We start from the raw sequence: 19855 nt of genomic DNA on the forward strand, positions 1-19855 counted from the left end.
GTTCTTGAGGAAATAAAATGGCTGGATGTGGTTGTGCTTCAACATGTTCTCCTTCAAAAAAGGTGAGTCCACGTTTTAGAAAAGCGTTATGGATTGCACTTGTGATCAATGCGTTGATGTTTGTGGTAGAAATTTTGGGTGGTTATAAAGCCCAATCTGTTTCACTCTGGGCAGATGCATTAGATTTTGCCGGAGATGCAGCAAATTATGCATTATCTTTAGTTGTGCTTTCGATGAGTTTATATTGGCGCGCTACGGCGGCATTAATGAAAGGAATAACGATGACCGCTTTTGGTGTTTTTGTTATTGCAAAAGTGGTTTGGTCTTATTTTTATGGTGTTTCACCTGAACCAATGGTGATGGGAGCAATTGGTGTGATGGCTTTAATTGCTAACGTTTCAGTTGCGCTTATGCTCTATGCGTACCGTGATGGAGATGCCAATATGCGTTCCGTTTGGCTCTGTAGTAGAAACGATTCTATTGCCAATATTGCTGTGATTTTAGCAGCGGTTGGCGTATTTGGAACAGGCAGCGTATTTCCAGATTTATTTGTGGCTTTTGTCATTGCTTACTTGGGTGTGTCTTCTGGTTACGCTGTTATAAAACAGTCACAGCAGGAAAGAAAACAGTCAAAATTGGTGTTGAGTTCTCAAGCATAATGTTGAGCGCATAAAAAGTACCATTCATACGTGGTACTTTTTACTGTTTGAATGCATTAGATGAGTAGTGATATTGCGATACTCCACATAACGCAACCAATAATGAAATCTAAGACTTTCCATGCTTTAGGATTGGTAAATAATGGTTTTAATAACCTTGCGCCATAGCCCAAGCTGAAAAAGAAAATCCAAGAGGCAACAATGCTGCCCAAAGCAAAGCTAATTTTGTCTTCTAGCTGAGTGGCAACTGAACCAATCAGCACAATAGTATCCAAATAGACATGTGGGTTGAGCCAAGTAAAGGCAAGACAGGTCACTAGTGCTTGGGTTAGAGTCTGTTTCTGATTGTTATCAAGCTCCATGCTTTGGGTGGTTTTTAAGGCAGCATAGAAAGCTTTCGCACCGTAGACCAATAAGAACGTTGCCCCTAAATATTTAGCGACCGTAATTAAGATCGGTGATGCTGTCATGATTTCGGCAAAACCTAATACACCAAAAGCGATTAGAATCGAGTCGGATAGCGCACAAATTAAACATAACCAAAATACATATTGCTGTTTAAGCCCCTGTTTTAAAACAAAAGCATTTTGTGCTCCAATTGCTACAATAAGCCCGCTACCAATACCGAAACCTTTAAAAAATATACTAAGAGAGAACATAACAATAAGGTGGAAAAATCAGATGTGGGAATTATCTGACTTTTTATCAAGAAATAAGTAAAATTAAGAATATTTAGGTTTAGCTAAAAAAAATTTAGGTTTGATATGTTAGATAGTAAACAATGTGAAGCCTTTCTTGCAGTAGCAGAAGCGGGAAGTTTTGATGCGGCAGGAGAGCATTTATATATCACGCCCTCGGCAGTATCCTTACGCGTGCAGGCTTTAGAAAAATATTTAGGCCAAATTTTAATTATACGTGGTCGTCCATGTGTACTGACACAAGCTGGACAAACGTTATTGCAGCATTTACGTCATACACGATTAATGGAGCAAAACTTATTACAAGGTTTGATGGGGAAATCATCGGAATCGGAATTCTACAAAATTGCCCTAGCTTCAAATGCAGATTCGCTAGCGACTTGGCTTTTACCGAGCATTCAGCAAACGCTTTTTAAAGAAAAAATAGTCTTAGAACTAAAAATTGATGACCAATCGCATACGCATACTTTATTAGAAACAGGGCAAGTCAACGCATGTATCTCGGCAGAAGAGCAGGTCATGTCAGGCTGTTTAGCTCAACCACTTGGGAAAATGCGTTATAAAATGTTGGCTTCTGCTGAATTTGCAGCTGACTGGTTTAAACATGGCGTAAACCGAGAAACTTTAAGAAATGCACCCGCTGTAATTTTTAACCATAAAGACCTGATGCATTCAGAGGTTTTGCTTAAATATTATGGCTTACCTTTGCAGAGCTATCCTTATAGTTTTATTCCTGCTACAGATGCCTTTGTGAAAGCAATCCAGTTAGGTTTGGGATATGGCATGGTGCCCGAGCTTCAGGTTCAATCTTTACTAAATAATGGAACTTTAGTGGATGTTATCCCTGATGCAGAACTAGATATCCCGTTATATTGGCACCATTGGAAAAGGCAGTCTAAACAGTTAGATGCCCTGACAGAGACTATTGTGAAGTCAGCAAAATATATATTGAGATAGCGATTAGGTATTTTTAAAAGCCAGAAAGTTTGTTCAGATTTTCAAGTAATTTTATCTGTAATATTATTATGCAAAATTCAAGCATGGTGATGACACCGACTATTCGTCATCACCATGCTTAATTAAAAAATTAAGATTGTGTTAACTCGAGCGCACGTTGATAAGCGACTTTCTTTTTAATTCCTGTTAAATCGGCAGCAAGTTGAGATGCAGCTTTAACAGATAAGTCTTGAAGTAAGCGCTTTAAAAGCTCGTCTAGTTTTTCTTGCTCTAGATCTGTTTTTGCAGCTGCACCACCTACAACGACTACAATTTCACCTTTCTCTTGGTTATGGTCATTTTCAATGAAGCTAACCAAATCTTTTAAGGTCATTTTTTTGATGGTTTCAAAGGTTTTAGTAATTTCACGTGCAAACCCTACAGGACGGTCTTCACCAAATACCTGAGCCATATCTTTAACAGACTCTAAAATACGATGAGGTGCTTCATAGAAAATTAAGGTCTGGGTTTCATTTTTGAGTTTTTCTAATTGAGAAATACGTTGTGAAGCTCGAGATGGCAGAAAGCCTTCAAAGCTAAAGCGGTCACTCGGTAAGCCTACCGCACTTAAAGCCGCAATCGCAGCACACGCACCCGGCACAGGAACGACTCTAATACCATGCTCTTGAGCAGCACGAACTAACTTAAAACCAGGGTCACTGATGAGCGGTGTACCTGCATCACTAATTAAAGCAACGCTATCGCCAGCAAGTAGTTTTTGAACTAACTGCTCAATTTTATTGCTTTCATTATGGTCATGACATGCAGTAAGTTGAGTCGATATATTATAGTGTTTAAATAATTGTGCTGATTGACGTGTATCTTCGGCAGCTACAATAGAAACTGATTTTAAAATATCAATTGCACGGAAAGTCATATCATCTAAGTGCCCGATTGGGGTGGCTACAACAAATAACTGAGCACTCATTTGGTCTTACTCCGTACAGATAAACAATTTTAATCGGGTAGTTTACCCGAAATTATGATTTGGGCGTGAACAATGTCTGCTAGCTTAAGCTTTTCGAAAATGATCTGATTTTCATTTGTTCGATTTGGATCTGATATGTCAGATGAATTTAAGAAAATAACTTAATTTATAAAAACATCTAGAGATGCTTTTCATTGGGGAAATTAAAAATGTTATTGGCGCAACAGTTGGGGAAATGGGCAGAGCAAACTGCTTTAAACCTTTTACAAGCACAAAACTATGTATGGGTCACAAGTAATTATCATTCACGCCGTGGCGAAGTGGATTTAATCGTCAAAAGAGGGCAAGAGTTAGTTTTTGTTGAAGTAAAAGCACGCACTATAGGAAATTATGGGCAGGCTTGTGAAATGGTAACGTGGACAAAACAGAAGAAAATTATCAAAACTGCGATGCGTTTTTTACAGCGCCATCCATCTTATCAGGATTTTTATTGTCGTTTTGATGTGATTTGTTTTGATTTTCCACAGAAAATTGCAAAAACAGTACAGCAAGACTTTTCAAAATTCCATTATGATCTGCAATGGATCGAAAATGCATTTACTTTGGATTAAGAGTTCATTACTCTTTTGAGCAAATTTAAGTCTGATGCTTTATGATCAAGCCAAGCAATTGATAGGAGTCTGGTGGAGTGTTAAAACGTATTGCTGTAACAATGCTTTGTGTCGCAAGTTTATCAGGTTGCGCAAGTTTTATTTCTGGTGGAACAGGCACAGCTCCAGTGGGCACAGATAGCGGTGTTCGTAGTCTGGGCCAAGTATTCATTGACTCTTCAATTAAACGTACAGCAAATATCAACATTTACAAACTTGATCAACGTTTCAAGCAGTCACGTATTAATATCGAAAGCTTCCACAGTACAGTTTTATTAACTGGCCAAGTACCAGACCCGTACTTGAAACAATTGGCAGAAGACAATCTTAAAGCCATGAGTGATGTGAAAGCCGTACATAACTATATTACGGTGGGTAACAAGGTTAGCTATAACACCATCATGCAAGATGCGGGTGTAACAGCAAATACGCGTGCTCTTTTAATGAAAGCACCTGTGGTTTCTGATAGTAAGGTTCTTGTACATACCGAAGATGGTGTGCTTTATGTAATGGGGCGTTTAAATACTGCTGAAATTAATGATTTAAACAGTGTTTTACAAAACGTTGGTAACGTCACCAAAATTGTCACTTTAATTGATAATATTGATTTGGCACCTGCTCCAGCAGCAAGTTCTGGTAATACAACAACTACGCCGATTATTAATAACGTCATTGCTCAACCAACAGTTCAAACACCTGTTGCAATTGATCCTGACCAAACAGATCCTGCTTCGACTGCACAGTAATATATGAATCTGATTGAACAAGTACAAAGCAAAATTGAACAGGCGCGAACTCTCTATAAAGATTTCCGCCTGTATGATTTGGGGAGTTTTGCTTTAAACCGTTTTACACCAAAAGATGGTTTTGAGCAGGTTCCAAATGTTCGTTATGGCCTAAAGCCTCGCCATCGTTTGGATGTTTACCGATCTGTTAAAAAGCTAACTCATCAGCCCCTTATTGTTTTTGTGCATGGTGGGGCTTGGCAACATGGTAATAAACGAGATTATCTTTTTATTGGTGAGACATTTGCCAAAGAAGGCTATGACGTTGCTGTGATTAACTACCAGTTAGCACCTAAAAATATTTTCCCAAGTTTTGTTGATGACCTGACTCAGGCATTGAATTATTTGCATCAAAACCAAGACAAACTAGAAATCTCTACAGAAAATATTGTGCTCATGGGGCATTCGGCAGGTGCATTTAATGTCATGTCTGCTGTTTATCACCCTGATTCAACTAAAATTGAGTGTCTAGGGAAAATTAAGGCAATAATCGGTTTAGCTGGGCCTTATCATTTTGACTACAAGGGTGACCCACTGGCCGAAGATGCATTTGATCAAGGCATCTCTTATAAAGAAGTCATGCCATATTATTTCGTCAATCAAAATAATATTAAGCATTACCTTTTGATGGCTGAAAATGATCAGATTGTGAAAAAACACAATACCTTAGATATGGATTTAGCACTTAGAGAAAAGGGAAATCACAGCCATATCGCCGTGATTCCTAAAACTGGACATATTACAATTTTGGCCAGCCTTTCTAGTTTTATTAGTCATTATTTCAGAACGAAAAGAACGATCTTACATTTTCTTGATGAAGTGTTTTAAGCGAGAATATCGCTTAAAACACGGCAGATTACCCAGCTTGGGTAATCTGCATAATCATTGAATGAGCAATACTACCTTTAAATGGAATTTCAGGTAATTGATCAATTTTGAAGAATTGTGCATCTGCAATTTCTTCTTCTTGTAGCTTAATTTCACCAGACTCATATTCTGCTCTAAACGCAACCATAAGGTTACTTGGGAACGGCCAAGGCTGACTTGACATATATTGAACATTTTTGAGTCTTAGGCCTACTTCTTCAAAAGCTTCGCGTTGTACTGCTTCTTCAAGCGTCTCACCGACCTCAACAAAACCCGCGATCAAACCATACATGTTAGTTTTATTGTGAACTGACTTCGCCAGCAAGATTTCATCATCACCTCGCGTAATGACGGTAATAATGCATGGGTTTACACGAGGATATTGGTGATAGCAACAAGAAGGACACACCATTGCATATTCAGTTGGATGAACTTCTGTTGGGTGTCCGCAGTGACTACAAAACTTATGATTGCGTCGCCATTCAAGTAACTGTACAGCGCGGCTTGCTTGTAAAAACTGTTCTTTCGACCAACTTGTAATGAGTTGGCGAATTGGAACCAGTTGTAAGCCTTCGGGGATCGGTTCCTCATCAAGCAAGTCACGTGCAATGACCTGCTCATCATGAGTGAAAAGTAAATCACTTGCTAACTTTTCGACTTTGGGTAGTTGAAGGTTTTGGTCAACCAGTAATTGTTGATGATGAAAAATATAAGCAAGTGATAATTCAGACATTAAGCTGCCTTTTCTTGAAGTTGTTGACTACTCGACAATGCTACATTAAACATGGATTGTAGAACAGGTTGTTTATTTTTTAAATTGTCAACCAACATGTCAAGGCCCGCTAATACGTTAAAAATACAGTGAATTTGGTCTGTATTAAAAGGCTGGTTTTGTTCAAGTTGTTGTTGAACAAATTGAGCTGTTTGAAGTAAAGCATCTTGTTGAATGGTACTTCCTAGGAACTCGGCCGCACCCGCTAGCTCTTTTAATGAACCTGCAATTGCTTCAATATTTTGTGTCTGATCATTTGCATATAGCGTAAGACTCTGACAAATAAAATCAATTAAATTTTTTGTCTCGGTGAGTAAGGCTTGATGTGCCTCATCAAGACGATCTAAAGAAATATTCGTATTGTTCACGTTAAGTTGTAAGCGACTAGACGTATATTGGCGGACCAAAATACCAATTGAGTTCATGGCAGACAAAATGCTGTCCATAAGCTGCTGAGCATAGTTTTCATTACTTAATATATTGAGCTGACTTAAACTGCTAGCTTGTTGAGAAAGCTGAGATGAAGCTTCATCAAGGTTAAGTAGTTTAAATGTATATGCGAGCTGTAAAAGGCTTGTTTGTAATTGCTGTGCTTTTTCAGTCGACATATTTTGATAATTATATTCAATATCGTTACGCACTTTGTTCATTTCGCTCAAAATTAATTGGCTGACTGCGTGCATGGTTTCAAAATCAGGACCAAAAAGATGGCGGCTTAAAACCAGTAGTTGCGTGTCTGTTTGTATTTCATCGCCAATATGCAGTTGGTTGCGAATATGGTGCGCAACCTCATCTTCCTGAGCGATAACGATACTTAAAATATCTGCAAGGGCAGACAAATCGGGCTTAAAAGTTTCTGGAGTTGCTAGGAACTGACCAATATAACTTTCAATATTAATGAGTATACGTAGGCGTGAATCATTTAAAAGCAAGTTATCAATATGATCGAAAGCATAATTTACGAGTTGCCAATATTGTTGGCTTGGCTGATGGTTTGCCATGCTGACTAAATAGGTCGCAATCAGTTTAAAAGCTTGAAAATTATGAGTAGCTTCTGTCTTGTTTAAAAATTGATGCAGAGATAGCTTATAGAGCTGATGAATAAACTGAGTTTGTTCATTTATAAACACTTCTGGAGATGGAAGTTCAAGCGAAGTATTTGCAAGTAAAGGAGCAATCGCTTGTCCAGAAGATGTCAGCGGTTTATTTAAAGCTAATTCTAAATTGTTTAAAGTATTAAGAAGGAACTGAGGTACTTGTAATTCACGCAAACAGATAAACTCAATATATCGTTTTACCATGGTCGTGCCTTCACTCAGTGCAACGACATCGTTCGTATTAATTTGCGTTGGCTTCGCAATAATTTTTTGCATTAGCTCAGTTGAATATTGAGTAATTTTTGCAAGATAGGGGATATCAATTAAACGTAAGACTTGAGTGCATTGCTTAAATTGTTCTAATGCATCATCAATACCAAAAGGGAGTGTTTGTTCTTCAATTAAAGTACTTACTGCGCCTTCAACCAGTTTTATTGAGCGATCAATTTCATGTTTAATGATGAGTAAAGCTGTTGGATCGAAATGAATCGAAGTATGCTCAGACATAAACGTTCCCCTTTGCAAAAAAATCAATTGTTATATTCGTAGTGCTCGGTAATTTGAGCTAAAAATCTATGTGACTAATATAACTTAACTTACAAAGGGGAAAAGCTAAAAAAAGCTAAAGAATCAAAAATTTATTTTGCAAAAAAGCAAGGTTCTCCGTGTTTTTTCTCAAATTCTTTGACCCAAGTCTCATGTGTATTGAGCTCTTCTTCGGAAGGACGAATAACGGGTAGATCAATTTGAACCCTAGTTTTATTTGCTGTGTTCAGGCTGTTTTCACTTTGAGATAAGGCATCTATATCAAAAGAAACCTGTCCACCTGTCATTGCTAGGTAAACGTCTGAAAGAATTTCAGCATCGAGTAATGCGCCGTGGAAAGTACGGTCACGTGCCGGAATTTCATAACGTCTTACAAGGGCATCAAGCGAGTTTTTTTGTCCCGGATGTTTGCTTTTTGCTAAAGCTAACGTATCTGTTACCTCACATACTTCCGAAAGCGCGGGAAGGCCTGCGCGTCTAAACTCCATATCAAGGAAGTTCATATCGAAGGTTGCGTTATGGGCAATAATCTCTGCGCCTTTTAGATAATCAAAGAGCGTGTCAGCAATTTCTGCATAGAGCGGTTTATCTTTTAAGAAGTTATCACTGATACCATGGATATTTTCTGAGTCGCCTACGGGTTTTTGCGGGTTAATATAAATATGAATTGAGCTACCGGTGAGTTTCCGGTTAATCATTTCAATGGCGCCCACTTCAATAATCCGGTCACCATCTTGGAAATAAAAACCAGTGGTTTCTGTATCGAGAATCAGTTGTCGAGGCCCTTGTAATTTTAGTTTGGCTTCGGTCACAACAACTTGAGGATGAATATTATTAATGGGTTGTTTGCTTTCTGGCTCAGCAGCTTCAACTTCAATAACTTCTTCTTCCACAATAATCATCTCAATTTCTTCGGACTGCTCAAGATCAATATTATCTTCTTCGGTTACTTCTGCCATATCAAACCCAAAAGGGTCATCAAGCAACCAATCCTCTTCAGGCTTTTTTATATCTTGCAGGGCAGTCGCTTGAACTGTTTTTTTTTGCAGTGCAGTTTGATCGGCTCCGATATTTGCAAGCTCATCGGCCATTTCATTGCCAGCATGTCCAGCATGGCCTTTAATCCAATGCCACTCAATATTTCGACCAGCACATACAGCATCTAATTTTTGCCAAAGGTCAGGATTTTTTACATCCTTCCAGTTTTTCTTTTTCCAGCCATGAATCCACTCAGTAATCCCTTGCTTCACATAATTTGAATCTGTCCAGATAATTAAATGAGCATCGGTTGGGCAAAATGAAACGCCTTCAATCGCAGCTGTGAGTTCCATGCGGTTATTGGTTGTATCTGGTTCACCGCCAAATAATTTATGTTCACCCTGCTCGGTAATGACATATGCGCCCCAACCACCTAAACCCGGATTGCCACGACATGCACCATCAACATACAGTGTGATTGTTTGAGACATAAATCGAAACCTAAACTAAAAGAAAAAGAACTGAATATGGTGTATTGTATACGCAAAAAGTTCGGTTCCATCGTAACAAAGCAAGGTTTTTTTAATTTCTTGTAACATTTCCATGCAAATGACATCAAATTATTGCCTTGTCTATCTTGCACGCTTTACTACAATGGCATCGAAGACCTAGGGTTTGTGGCCAGACCCCAAAAAATATTACGCGAGTTGTTTGGAAGTTTTTATGTATAAACCAACCACATTTGTGTGGCAGCCATCTGCGGCATCATTGTTCAAAATTACCGTACTTAGCTCTGCTTTAGCTGCGTTGGGTATTACAACAGGCTGTTCATCGACTCCGCAATCTGCAAAAACCTCAAAATCGAAACAAGTCAGTGGTGCAGGTTATTTAGATGCGAGTAGTCTTGACTCTTTGGAAGACTTACTTTCAGCAACCGATATGCGTGCTGTAGAAGGTGATCGTCTGCTTATTTTAAAGCATGGTGATGTCTGGAAGCGTATGTCAGTTGGTTTCAAAATGGACTTGAATCATTGGGATTCACGTATTGAAGCTCAGCGTAGTTGGTTTATTTCTCGTCAGCCTTACCTTGATCGCTTGAGTGCTCGTGCCAGTCGTTATTTGTACCATACTGTGAAAGAAGCAGAACGCCGTGGCTTACCGACAGAACTTGCGTTATTGCCGGTAATTGAAAGTTCTTATGATCCAGCTGCAACAAGTAGCGCAGCAGCAGCAGGGCTATGGCAGTTTATTCCAAGTACTGGTCGTATTTATGGCTTAAAGCAAACTGGTATGTATGATGGGCGCCGAGATGTGGTTGAATCGACTCGCGCAGCTTATGAATTTTTGGGAAGCCTCTATAATCAATTTGGTTCTTGGGAACTTGCTTTAGCGGCTTATAATGCTGGCCCGGGACGTATTCAACAAGCGATTAACCGTAACCAAGCTGCTGGTTTACCAACTGACTATTGGTCATTAAAATTGCCTGCAGAAACAATGAACTATGTTCCACGTTTCTTAGCTGTTGCTCAAATTATTAAAAATCCAAAGGCTTATGGTGTCGAACTACCGCCAATTGCAAATAGACCCCATTTCCGTGAAGTGACTTTATCTGCACCTTTAACTTTAAATGAAATTGCTTCTACCGCAGGATTAAGCCGTTCAGAACTTTATGCATTGAACCCCGGATATCGTGGTGAAGCAGTAGACCCTGCAAGTCCAATGCGTATTTTGATTCCAGCAGATTTAAGTCCTTCAATTGATAATAAATTAAAAGGAACAAAATCGGGTGGTAGTTCAGGTTGGTGGGCTAATGTAACTTCACCATCTAAACCGACGACAGTTAGTCCTTCTACTTCAGTGACAACAAGAACAACGCCTACAACTCAAGTTCAGCCAGTTAAACCATCTTCACCAGTGAAGAATAGTTCATCAAAATCTACACCACGTGGTTCTGATGCGTTAGCTGCCTTTGCAGCTTCAGCGGATGTACCGAGCGCACCGCGTATTCCTGTAGCTGTGACCAATGCAGCTAACATTAAAAAGCCTGTTAAGATGGAGCCACCAATTTCGGCTTCTGAACGTGAAAAGATTTTAGCGGCAGTTCGCGCTGAAGGTGTAAAAGAGACTGTAGATCAAGCTTTACAACCGCAAGCAACTCAAGCTGAAAAAGATCAAGTCGTTGCTGAATTAAAAGCAATCGCGCCTAAAGGAACTGAAATTGTCGATCCGTATGATGGCAAAATTAGGTTAACCGCAATTCAGACGAGCCAGTCAGTTGCAGAACAGCAAGGTAAAGAAGTCAGTAAAGGTTTTGCTTATCCAAAAACTTTAGCTGAAGATGCAAGTGTTGCGAACTCTGAAGAGGCACAGCGCAATAAAGATAAACCTTACGTCAAGACAGATACAGATGTGGTTGTGGTGCAGCCGAAAGGTAAGCGTAGTACCTATACTGTTTTACCGGGTGATACTTTAGCCGTTATTGCAATGAAAAATGGCGTGAACTGGCGCGATGTTGCTAAGTGGAACCAGATTGACCCTGAAAAGACGTTATATGTAGGGTCAACGCTTTATCTTTATGATGCTAAGCCACAAGACACTCAAACTACTTCTAAGAGTACGGCCAAACCGGATGTATATGTAGTTGAGGCTAACGACAGTTTAAGCGGTGTTGCTAATCAGTTTAATTTGTCAGTAAAACAATTGGCTGAATATAACGATTTATCAGTGACCGATGGTTTGTTTGTTGGTCAGAAACTGCATTTGAAAGAACCTAAAGGCAACCGTAATTCTGCTAAGGCAGAGGCTAAAGCAGTTCAGGCAAATGCACGTCGTATTGCGACAAAGAGCTATACAGTTAAACGCGGCGAATATTTGAAGTTAATTGCGGATCGTTATGTGCTCTCTAATCAAGAACTTGCTGAATTAACACCAGGGTTGTCAGCTGGTAGTAATTTAATGGTTGGTCAGAAAATTAATGTACCTGCAAAAGAAGTTGCTGTCGATGAAGGTGATGACAACAAAGCTTCTGGTAAATATGAAAAACTTGCAGCAGGTCCATCATATAAGACTGAAAGTTATAAAGTGCAGCGTGGTGATACATTATCAAGTATTGCGACCAAGTCTAAAATTAGCTTAGCTGAACTTGCAGAACTGAATAACTTAAAAGCCAGTAGTCATGTACAACTTGGTCAAAACTTGAAAGTACCCGCGGGTGTAAGTGTTCCAGACCACTATGTTGTACAGTCGGGCGATAGTTTGCATGCGATTGCAGCTAAATATAACTTACAAACAAGCTATTTAGCTGATTTAAACGGTTTATCTCGTACCGCAGGTGTCCGTGCTGGTCAGCGTTTAAAATTGACAGGTGAGGTTGAAGCACCGAGCAAGGCTTCTACTACTAAAAATGCTAAAGATGAAACACCAGATACTTATACAGTTAAATCGGGTGATAACCTACGAAGCATCGCCAATCGCTATCATTTACAGTTAGATTACCTTACAGCCTTAAATGGGTTGTCTCGTAACAGTAGTGTGCGTGTAGGACAGCATTTAAAGCTAACAGGTGATGTGCCTACAGTAGAAACAGCTAAAGTAGAGACAAAGTCATCAACTAAAACAGTTGCAGCGGGTAAAAACACTGAAAAATATACTGTAAAAGCTGGTGAGTCTTTAAATAGTATTGCGAGTCGTGCAGGCATTTCAGTGCGTGAACTTGCTGAAATGAATGCATTAAAAGCGAGTGCTAATTTACAGCGTGGCCAAAATATTGTGATTCCAAAAACTGTTGTGGAATACAAAGTGAAGCGTGGGGATACATTAATTGGCCTTGCCAGCAAATATGGTTTAGAAACCAATTTCTTGGCTGAGCTAAATAATTTGACACCTTCTACTCAGCTTCGCATTGGCGATGTCATTAAAGTGCCTAATTTATAAAATAATTAGCAACTTATGCATAAATCATCTTTTCAACTGAGCCTGCTAGTCGGGCTCAGTGTCGTTTCGCATGCAGTTTTTTCTGCACAGCAAACCACATCATATATAGCGATTCATTCCAAGCCTAAATATTTAGGAATGATGGCTATGCCATATGCAAACCCGAATGCCCCTAAAGGTGGTCTGTTAAGTCAGGCCGCTCAAGGAACTTTTGATAACCTCAATAGTATGAATGGTAAAGGGAATGCTACAGAGGGCGTTAATTATCTTTTTGATACCTTAATGACCCAATCACTAGATGAGGTCGGAGTTTTATATCCTCTTTTGGCTGAGAAAGTGAGTTATGACCCAGAAAAAACGCAGTCTGTTACTTTCTATTTAAACCCTAAAGCGTGTTTTAGTAATGGACAGCCAGTCACTGCGGCAGATGTTAAATTTAGTTTTGATGCCTATCAGACGAAGTCCAATTTAGGCTTACAGATGTACCTTGCTGATTTGGGAAAAACAGAAGTTATCAATGCTCATCAGGTAAAGTTTAGTTTTAAGTCTAACCATAATCCTAAAATGCCATTCATTTTGGCAACCTTACCGATTTATTCAAAAGCAAATTGGCAAAGAAGAGATTTTAGCCGAATTACTTTACAACCGATTATTGGTTCGGGGCCATATGTAGTTGAACGAGTTGATGCAGGTAGAAGCATTAGTTATAAAAGAAACCCAAATTATTGGGCAAAAGATTTGCCTATTAACAAGGGGCGTTATAATTTTGACCGATTAAAATATGTCTATTATCGAAATTGGGATATTGCTTTTGAAGGATTTAAATCTGGGCAATACACTTTGCATGAAGAAACTAATCCAAAAAAATGGGTAACAGATTACCGTTTTCCAGCCGTAAAAGCAGGATTGGTTACTCAATATAAATTTCGTCACCACAATCCTATCGCCACTGAAAGTTATGTGTTTAACACCAGACGAAAACCTTTAAATGATATTCGTTTTAGGCAAGCTTTAACCTATGCCTATGACTTTGAATGGCAAAATAAAGCTTTGTTTTATGGTCAATATCAACGTCTTCAAAGTTATTTTGAAAATAGTGAATTAGCAGCAACGGGTCGACCTTCCAAGTCTGAATTAGCAATATTAAAACCGTTATTGCCTAAGTTATCTCCACTCATGCAGCAAGGGGTTTTAGCAGACTGGAAGTACCCAGTGTCGGATGCGAGTGGGTTCAACCGTCAGAATTTGTTAACTGCACGGCAATTACTCATACAGGCTGGTTATAAAGTTAAAGAAGGGCAGTTATTTACACCTGAAGGAAAAAAAGTTCAGCTTGAGTTCTTAATTCAGCAAGATGGTAAACAACGAACACTTTTACCTTTTATTCGTAACTTAAAAAAGTTAGGCATTGCGATTAATTTGCGTCAGGTCGATGCTCCGCAATATTTAGAACGGACTCGCCGTTACGATTTTGATATGACAACGATGAATCTGCCGCAATCTCTCAACTCAGGCAATGAACAAACTCAGTTTTGGGGAAGTATCGCCGCAGCGCAGGATGGAAATTACAATTATGCGGGTATTCGCAACCCCGTAATTGATCAAGTGATTTCAAAACTTGTTGTAAGTAAAAGCCGTGAACAACAGATTATTTATACTCGCATTCTCGATCGATTGCTTAGAGCTGGTTATTATCAAATTCCGACCTATGGTAAAGGTGAAAACTGGTATGCTTATTGGAATATGTATCAACAACCTAAAGTTAAACCAGCACTTTCTTCTGGGATAGAATATTGGTGGAGTAATGCAAACAAAGCCAAAACAGTTGCTAAATATTTACATCAACAATAAAAAGCACCTGCCATAAAGGAAATCCTGTTATATGGGTTCATATATTCTCAAGCGACTTCTTTTAATGATTCCCACATTGTTTGTCATTTTATTAATTAACTTTGTGGTTGTGCAAATTGCACCGGGTGGGCCAGTTGAGCAAGCAATACATCAGGCACAAAGCGATTTGGGAATTGGTCGTGCATTAAGTGCAGAAACTTATTATCAAGGTGCTCAAGGTTTAAGCCCCGAAATGGTTGAGCAAATTAAGGCACAGTACGGCTTTGATCGTTCTGCTCCTGAACGTTTTTTTCTAATGTTAAAAGGTTATTTAACTTTAGATTTTGGACAAAGTTTCTTTAAAGATAAGCCAGTCGTGCAATTGTTGTGGGAAAAAATACCTGTTTCGATTTCACTTGGGCTGGTGAGCACTTTTCTGATTTATTTAATTTCTATTCCGCTGGGAATTAAGAAGGCAAGACAACAAGGTTCGTGGTTCGATCGGTCCACCTCGTTAGTTCTTATGGTGGGATATGCTGTACCGAGTTTTGTATTTGCCATTTTGTTAGTTGTTTTTTTTGCGGGCGGCTCTTATTTTCAATGGTTTCCCTTACAAAATTTAGTATCAGATAACTTTCATCAATTTAGTCTTTTGGGCAAAGTTATCGATTATTTATGGCATATGACTTTGCCACTGATTACCATGGTATTAGGCGGTTTTGCCAGTTTAACGTATTTAACTAAATATTCATTTTTAGAAGAGCTCAATAAACCCTACGTTTTGGCAGCCTATGCAAAAGGTTTGAACAGCCAACAAGTCTTATATAAGCATATTTTTCGTAATGCCATTTTAGTTGTGCTCGCAGGCTTGCCAGAAGTGTTAGCGGGTATTTTCTTTGTGGGTAATCTCTTTGTAGAAATTATTTTTCATTTAGATGGGGTCGGTTTGTTGGGCTTTGAAGCAATTGTCCAGCGCGACTATCCTGTCATTTTTGGAGTTTTATTTTTCTTTACTTTATTTAGCTTAATTTTACGTCTCATTTGTGATGTGTTGTACCAATTGATTGATCCACGGATTCACTTTGACGCGCAAGGAGGCAAATAATGTCTTTAATTGTGCGGACACGATTACAACGTTTTAGACAGCATAAATTGGGTTGGGCCAGCTTTATTCTATTTAGTCTGATTTTGATTTTGTCCTTAGCTGGGGAGTTGATTGCTAACGATAAACCGCTGCTAGTGAAGTATGAAGATTCTTACTATTTGCCTGTGTTTAAAACATATCCGGAAACAACGTTTGGTGGGGTGTTTGAAACAGAAGCTGATTATAAAGATCCCGCTGTACAAGAACTCATTAATCATAAAGGATGGGCAGTTTGGCCCCTCATTCAATTTTCATATCAAACTCCCAATTTAGACTTGGCCGTTCCTGTGCCATCACCACCTTCCAAACAAAATTGGTTGGGAACAGATGATCAGGGAAGGGATGTTTTTGCCCGCATTCTTTATGGCTTAAGAGTATCTTTACTTTTCGGTTTAGCCTTAACCTTTTGTTCCGCTTTATTTGGCATTACTGTAGGTGCTATTCAAGGTTACTATGGCGGCTGGGTAGATTTATTAGGACAACGTTTAGTTGAAGTCTGGAATGGCTTACCCATGCTTTTTATGGTCATGATTTTGGTCAGTATGTTTGTTCCAAATGTATATTGGCTCTTTTTCATTATGCTATTTTTTGGCTGGACTGTTTTAGTGGGTATTGTCAGAGCAGAATTTTTAAAAGCTCGCCAGCTGGATTATGTTCGTGCAGCCCAAGTATTGGGAGTGACCGATCGCGCTATTATTTTTAGGCATATTTTGCCCAATGCGATTAATTCGACTTTGTCTCAGTTACCTTTTATTTTAACGACTAATATTAGTGCTTTAACCGCTCTTGATTTTTTAGGCTATGGGCTGCCACCCGATGCAGCATCTTTAGGCGAGTTATTGTTGCAAGGTAAAAATAATTTAGATGCGCCATGGCTAGCAATTTCAGGCTTTTTTAGTCTGGCTATCGTTCTTTCACTTTTAATTTATATTGGGGAGGCGGCCCGTGATGCGTTTGACCCAAGAAAATAATTTAAATATCACCTCAACGTTATTAAAGGTAGAACATCTTTCGGTTCAGACTAAAGACCAAAAGATTTTATTGGAAGATTTAAATTTTTACTTAAGTGACGGTGAAACACTCGCTATTGTGGGAGAAAGTGGTTCTGGTAAATCGATGAGCTGCTTAGCAATAATGGGATTGTTACAAGAGAAATTAGAAGTAACGGGTCAGGTCTGGATTGGCTCACAAAACATGTTTGAATTAAATGAGAGAGCTCAATCATATTTACGTGGTCGACAAATTGCTATGATTTTTCAGGAGCCTGCTACTGCGTTAAATCCGCTACATCGGGTTGAAAAAATTGTAGGAGAAAACCTTCTTTTATCAGGTTTTTCAAAACACGAGGTTCGACAGCGAATAGTTGAGCTGCTAAAAGATGTGGGAATTGTTGAACCAGAACAAATTTTAAAACGCTATCCACATGAGCTCTCTGGTGGACAAAAACAACGTGTCATGATTGCGATGACATTAGCGCTTCAGCCTAAAGTTTTGATTGCTGATGAGCCTACTACTGCGCTGGATGTGGTCTTACAGATACAGATTTTAGAGCTATTAAAATCTTTACAAGCAAAATATGGAATGGCACTTATTTTAATTAGCCATGACCTAAATTTAGTACATCGCTATGCTGAGAAACTGATTGTATTGCAAAGTGGGCATGTAGTAGAGCAAGGTGAACTGAGCCAAATCTTTGCAAACCCTAAAACAGCTTATACAGCACAGTTGTTAGATCATGATTTTGGAAGTGTAGAGTCTAGACCTGCTCAACAGAATGTTTTATCAGTTCGACAGCTCAGTGTGCAATTTCCTATAAGAAAAGGAATTTTAAATCGCATTCAAGGGTATTTCACTGCAATAGAAGATTTGAGTTTCGATCTTGCTCAAGGTGAATCACTTGGAGTGGTTGGTGAAAGTGGTGCGGGTAAGTCATCTTTAGCCCTTGCTTTGGTTCAGCTTGTTAAGAGTAAAGGGCAAATTGTTTTTTTAGGGCAAGATTTGAATCAGTTACAGCCAAAAGTGCTACGGTTGATGAGATCAGATTTTCAACTTGTATTCCAAGACCCGTTTGGCAGTTTAAACCCACGTATGACGGTAGGGCAGATTATTGCTGAAGGATTAAAGCTAAAAGCTGTGAATGAAAAAGAGGTAATCCAGCAAGTTGAATCTGCCTTGATAAAAGTTGAATTGGCTGAAGATTTTCAACATCGTTATCCTCATGAACTTTCGGGTGGCCAACGTCAACGTGTGGCCTTAGCTAGAGCTTTGGTGGTTCAGCCGAAACTTTTAATTTTGGATGAACCTACATCGGCCTTAGATCGGACCACACAAAAAGCTATAATCAAGTTGTTGCGACAATTACAGCAAACTGAGCAATTAAGTTATATTTTTATTAGTCATGATCTAAATATAGTGAAATCACTGTGCCATAAAGTGATGGTATTACGTCATGCCAAAGTTGTTGAATTTCAGGAAACTGAACTCCTATTTTCTAAGCCTCAAACTGAATATACTAGACAATTAATTAAAGCATCTCTTTAAGATTTTATTTTAATTATTTGTTTTTAATAGAATAAATTTAATTTTGAACTTATGCAAAAAGTTGCATATTTTTATATTCTTTAAAATTGACATGTGCTATTGTCAGTTATCGATTATGTCTTGACACGCCCAATAACTCATTTAAATTAGAGTAATTGCTCTATAATTCAAAAAAAGAGGTTAACCATGAACCAGATTGCTCAACCTATCACAATTCGTAATACCACCTTTAAAAACCGAATTATTAAAGGTGCGATGAGTGAGGCGCTTGCAAATTATGAAGGCCAACCAAATGATTTACATTTGGGCTTATATGGTGCTTGGGCAAAAGGTGAGCTTGGGTGTGCCATTACTGGTAATGTCATGGTAAATGCCAGAGCAAAAAATGAACCGGGCGTTGTTATCATTGAAACTGAGCGGGATTTAGAGCGTTTAAAAGAGTGGGCGGCATTAGGTAAAAAATATGGCATGGTTCAGTTGATTCAATTGTCGCACCCAGGCCGTCAGTGTCCAAAAGGATTAAATAAAGAAACTGTAGCTCCATCTGCGGTACCTTTTAGCCCAGCTTTAGCCACTATGTTTGGAACGCCACGTGAACTTGGTCATGATGAAATTCTAGATATTATTAATCGTTTTGCGAAAGCAGCTCACATTTGTGAAAAAGCAGGTTTTGAAGGCGTGCAATTACATGGTGCACATGGTTATTTAATTAGTCAGTTTTTATCGCCATTAACCAATAAGCGCACAGATCAATGGGGCGGTTCAGTTGAAAATCGTAGCCGTTTTTTACTAGAGGTTTATAAAGCGGTACGTGAAGCGACTTCAGATAATTTTATTATTTCAGTGAAGCTTAACTCGGCTGACTTCCAGCGTGGCGGTATTAGCGAAGAAGATGTGATTTCAGTGTTTAAAGCAGTAGATGAAGCTGGTATCGATTTAATTGAAATTTCAGGTGGTACTTATGAGGCACCAGCAATGGCTGGAGCTAAGGCGGATAAACGTAAAGCAAGCACGATTGCGCGTGAGGCATACTTTTTAGATTTTGCTGAGAAAATCCGCCAGCATGTTAAGTGTAAACTCATGGTAACAGGTGGGTTCCGTACCGTGGAGGGCATGAATGCTGCACTCGCAAGTGGTGCATGTGACTTCATTGGTATTGCTCGCCCATTTGCTGTGGAAACCGATTTAACAGAACGTTTAATTGCAGGGCAAGATGTACGTTATGCCGTAAAACCGATTAAAACGGGCTTACCTTTTGTCGATAAAATGGCAATTATGGAAATCATTTGGTACGCCGCTCAATTTAAAACCATTGGCAAGGGTAAAAAGCCAAATCCAAAACTTTCACCACTAGTGGTGTTTTTAAATTATGCCAAAGGCAATATTAAAGCGGTGATTCAAGGACAAGTGAATTCACGTAAGTCAGCGTAA

At 38.9% G+C, this 19855-nt stretch carries 16 protein-coding genes; 11 read left to right on the forward strand and 5 right to left on the reverse strand.

Translation table 11 applies throughout. The annotated features are described in order from the left end of the window. The first annotated feature begins 17 nt into the window (after positions 1-17). Complete coding sequence (locus tag WA249_RS16785; RefSeq protein WP_336170419.1) at positions 18-659, forward strand: cation transporter; 642 nt, start codon at positions 18-20, stop codon at positions 657-659. Between the two features lie 56 nt (positions 660-715). Here WA249_RS16785 and WA249_RS16790 read toward each other — a convergent pair whose 3' ends face one another. Further along, entirely contained in the window at positions 716-1318 is a 603-nt protein-coding gene (locus tag WA249_RS16790) for a LysE/ArgO family amino acid transporter (protein ID WP_336170422.1), read from the reverse strand. Positions 1319-1423: 105 nt separating this feature from the next. Here WA249_RS16790 and WA249_RS16795 point away from each other — a divergent pair, with 105 nt between their 5' ends. Next, the gene (locus WA249_RS16795) at positions 1424-2314 is read left to right on the forward strand and encodes a LysR family transcriptional regulator ArgP (RefSeq protein ID WP_336170423.1); all 891 of its coding nucleotides are present in this window, start codon (positions 1424-1426) and stop codon (positions 2312-2314) included. A gap of 130 nt (positions 2315-2444) precedes the next feature. Here the strand turns inward: WA249_RS16795 and rsmI are convergent, their stop codons facing one another. Beyond that, positions 2445-3281 carry a 16S rRNA (cytidine(1402)-2'-O)-methyltransferase gene (rsmI, locus tag WA249_RS16800; protein ID WP_092707515.1) on the reverse strand — a complete coding sequence of 279 codons (837 nt, stop codon included), beginning with the start codon at positions 3279-3281 and terminating at the stop codon, positions 2445-2447. A gap of 209 nt (positions 3282-3490) precedes the next feature. On the opposite strand from rsmI, the gene WA249_RS16805 reads away from it, so the two are divergent. From WA249_RS16805 to WA249_RS16815, 3 genes are all read left to right on the forward strand, one after another. Then, a complete protein-coding gene (locus WA249_RS16805; protein ID WP_336170425.1) occupies positions 3491-3892 on the forward strand; it encodes a YraN family protein in 402 nt (133 codons plus the stop codon). Positions 3893-3969: 77 nt separating this feature from the next. Continuing rightward, positions 3970-4677 (forward strand): BON domain-containing protein, encoded by a 708-nt coding sequence (locus tag WA249_RS16810; RefSeq protein ID WP_016138873.1) that lies wholly within the window; start codon positions 3970-3972, stop codon positions 4675-4677. A gap of 3 nt (positions 4678-4680) precedes the next feature. Beyond that, on the forward strand, positions 4681-5544 hold the full coding sequence (locus tag WA249_RS16815; protein ID WP_336170428.1) for an alpha/beta hydrolase: 864 nt from the start codon (positions 4681-4683) through the stop codon (positions 5542-5544). A 28-nt stretch (positions 5545-5572) separates the two neighbouring features. Here WA249_RS16815 and nudC read toward each other — a convergent pair whose 3' ends face one another. The 3 genes from nudC to dnaQ all read right to left on the reverse strand — a co-directional run bounded on the left by nudC (position 5573) and on the right by dnaQ (position 9467). Next, positions 5573-6316, reverse strand: a complete 744-nt coding sequence (nudC, locus tag WA249_RS16820; RefSeq protein WP_336170431.1) for an NAD(+) diphosphatase — start codon at positions 6314-6316, stop codon at positions 5573-5575. Beyond that, complete coding sequence (locus tag WA249_RS16825) at positions 6316-7959, reverse strand: chemotaxis protein (protein ID WP_336170433.1); 1644 nt, start codon at positions 7957-7959, stop codon at positions 6316-6318. The genes nudC and WA249_RS16825 overlap by 1 nt, the downstream gene beginning before the upstream one ends. Positions 7960-8090: 131 nt before the next feature. After that, positions 8091-9467 (reverse strand): DNA polymerase III subunit epsilon, encoded by a 1377-nt coding sequence (gene dnaQ / locus WA249_RS16830; RefSeq protein ID WP_336170435.1) that lies wholly within the window; start codon positions 9465-9467, stop codon positions 8091-8093. Positions 9468-9699: 232 nt separating this feature from the next. Here dnaQ and WA249_RS16835 point away from each other — a divergent pair, with 232 nt between their 5' ends. The 6 genes from WA249_RS16835 (at position 9700) to WA249_RS16860 (ending at position 19855) form a co-directional block, all read left to right on the forward strand. Next, on the forward strand, positions 9700-12909 hold the full coding sequence (locus tag WA249_RS16835; protein ID WP_336170437.1) for a lytic transglycosylase: 3210 nt from the start codon (positions 9700-9702) through the stop codon (positions 12907-12909). A 15-nt stretch (positions 12910-12924) separates the two neighbouring features. Further along, a complete protein-coding gene (locus WA249_RS16840; RefSeq protein ID WP_336170439.1) occupies positions 12925-14760 on the forward strand; it encodes an extracellular solute-binding protein in 1836 nt (611 codons plus the stop codon). Positions 14761-14791: 31 nt separating this feature from the next. Next, a complete protein-coding gene (locus tag WA249_RS16845) occupies positions 14792-15844 on the forward strand; it encodes a microcin C ABC transporter permease YejB (RefSeq protein ID WP_336170441.1) in 1053 nt (350 codons plus the stop codon). After that, positions 15844-16854, forward strand: coding sequence for an ABC transporter permease (locus WA249_RS16850; RefSeq protein ID WP_336170442.1), 1011 nt, complete (start codon positions 15844-15846; stop codon positions 16852-16854). The genes WA249_RS16845 and WA249_RS16850 overlap by 1 nt, the downstream gene beginning before the upstream one ends. Continuing rightward, positions 16829-18424 carry an ABC transporter ATP-binding protein gene (locus tag WA249_RS16855; protein WP_336170444.1) on the forward strand — a complete coding sequence of 532 codons (1596 nt, stop codon included), beginning with the start codon at positions 16829-16831 and terminating at the stop codon, positions 18422-18424. Before WA249_RS16850 ends, WA249_RS16855 begins: the two co-directional genes overlap by 26 nt. Before the next feature lie 186 nt (positions 18425-18610). Further along, a complete protein-coding gene (locus tag WA249_RS16860) occupies positions 18611-19855 on the forward strand; it encodes an NADH:flavin oxidoreductase/NADH oxidase family protein (RefSeq protein WP_336170446.1) in 1245 nt (414 codons plus the stop codon).

Origin of the sequence: Acinetobacter sp. 161(2023) (assembly GCF_037027805.1) — a bacterium.
GTDB lineage: Bacteria > Pseudomonadota > Gammaproteobacteria > Pseudomonadales > Moraxellaceae > Acinetobacter.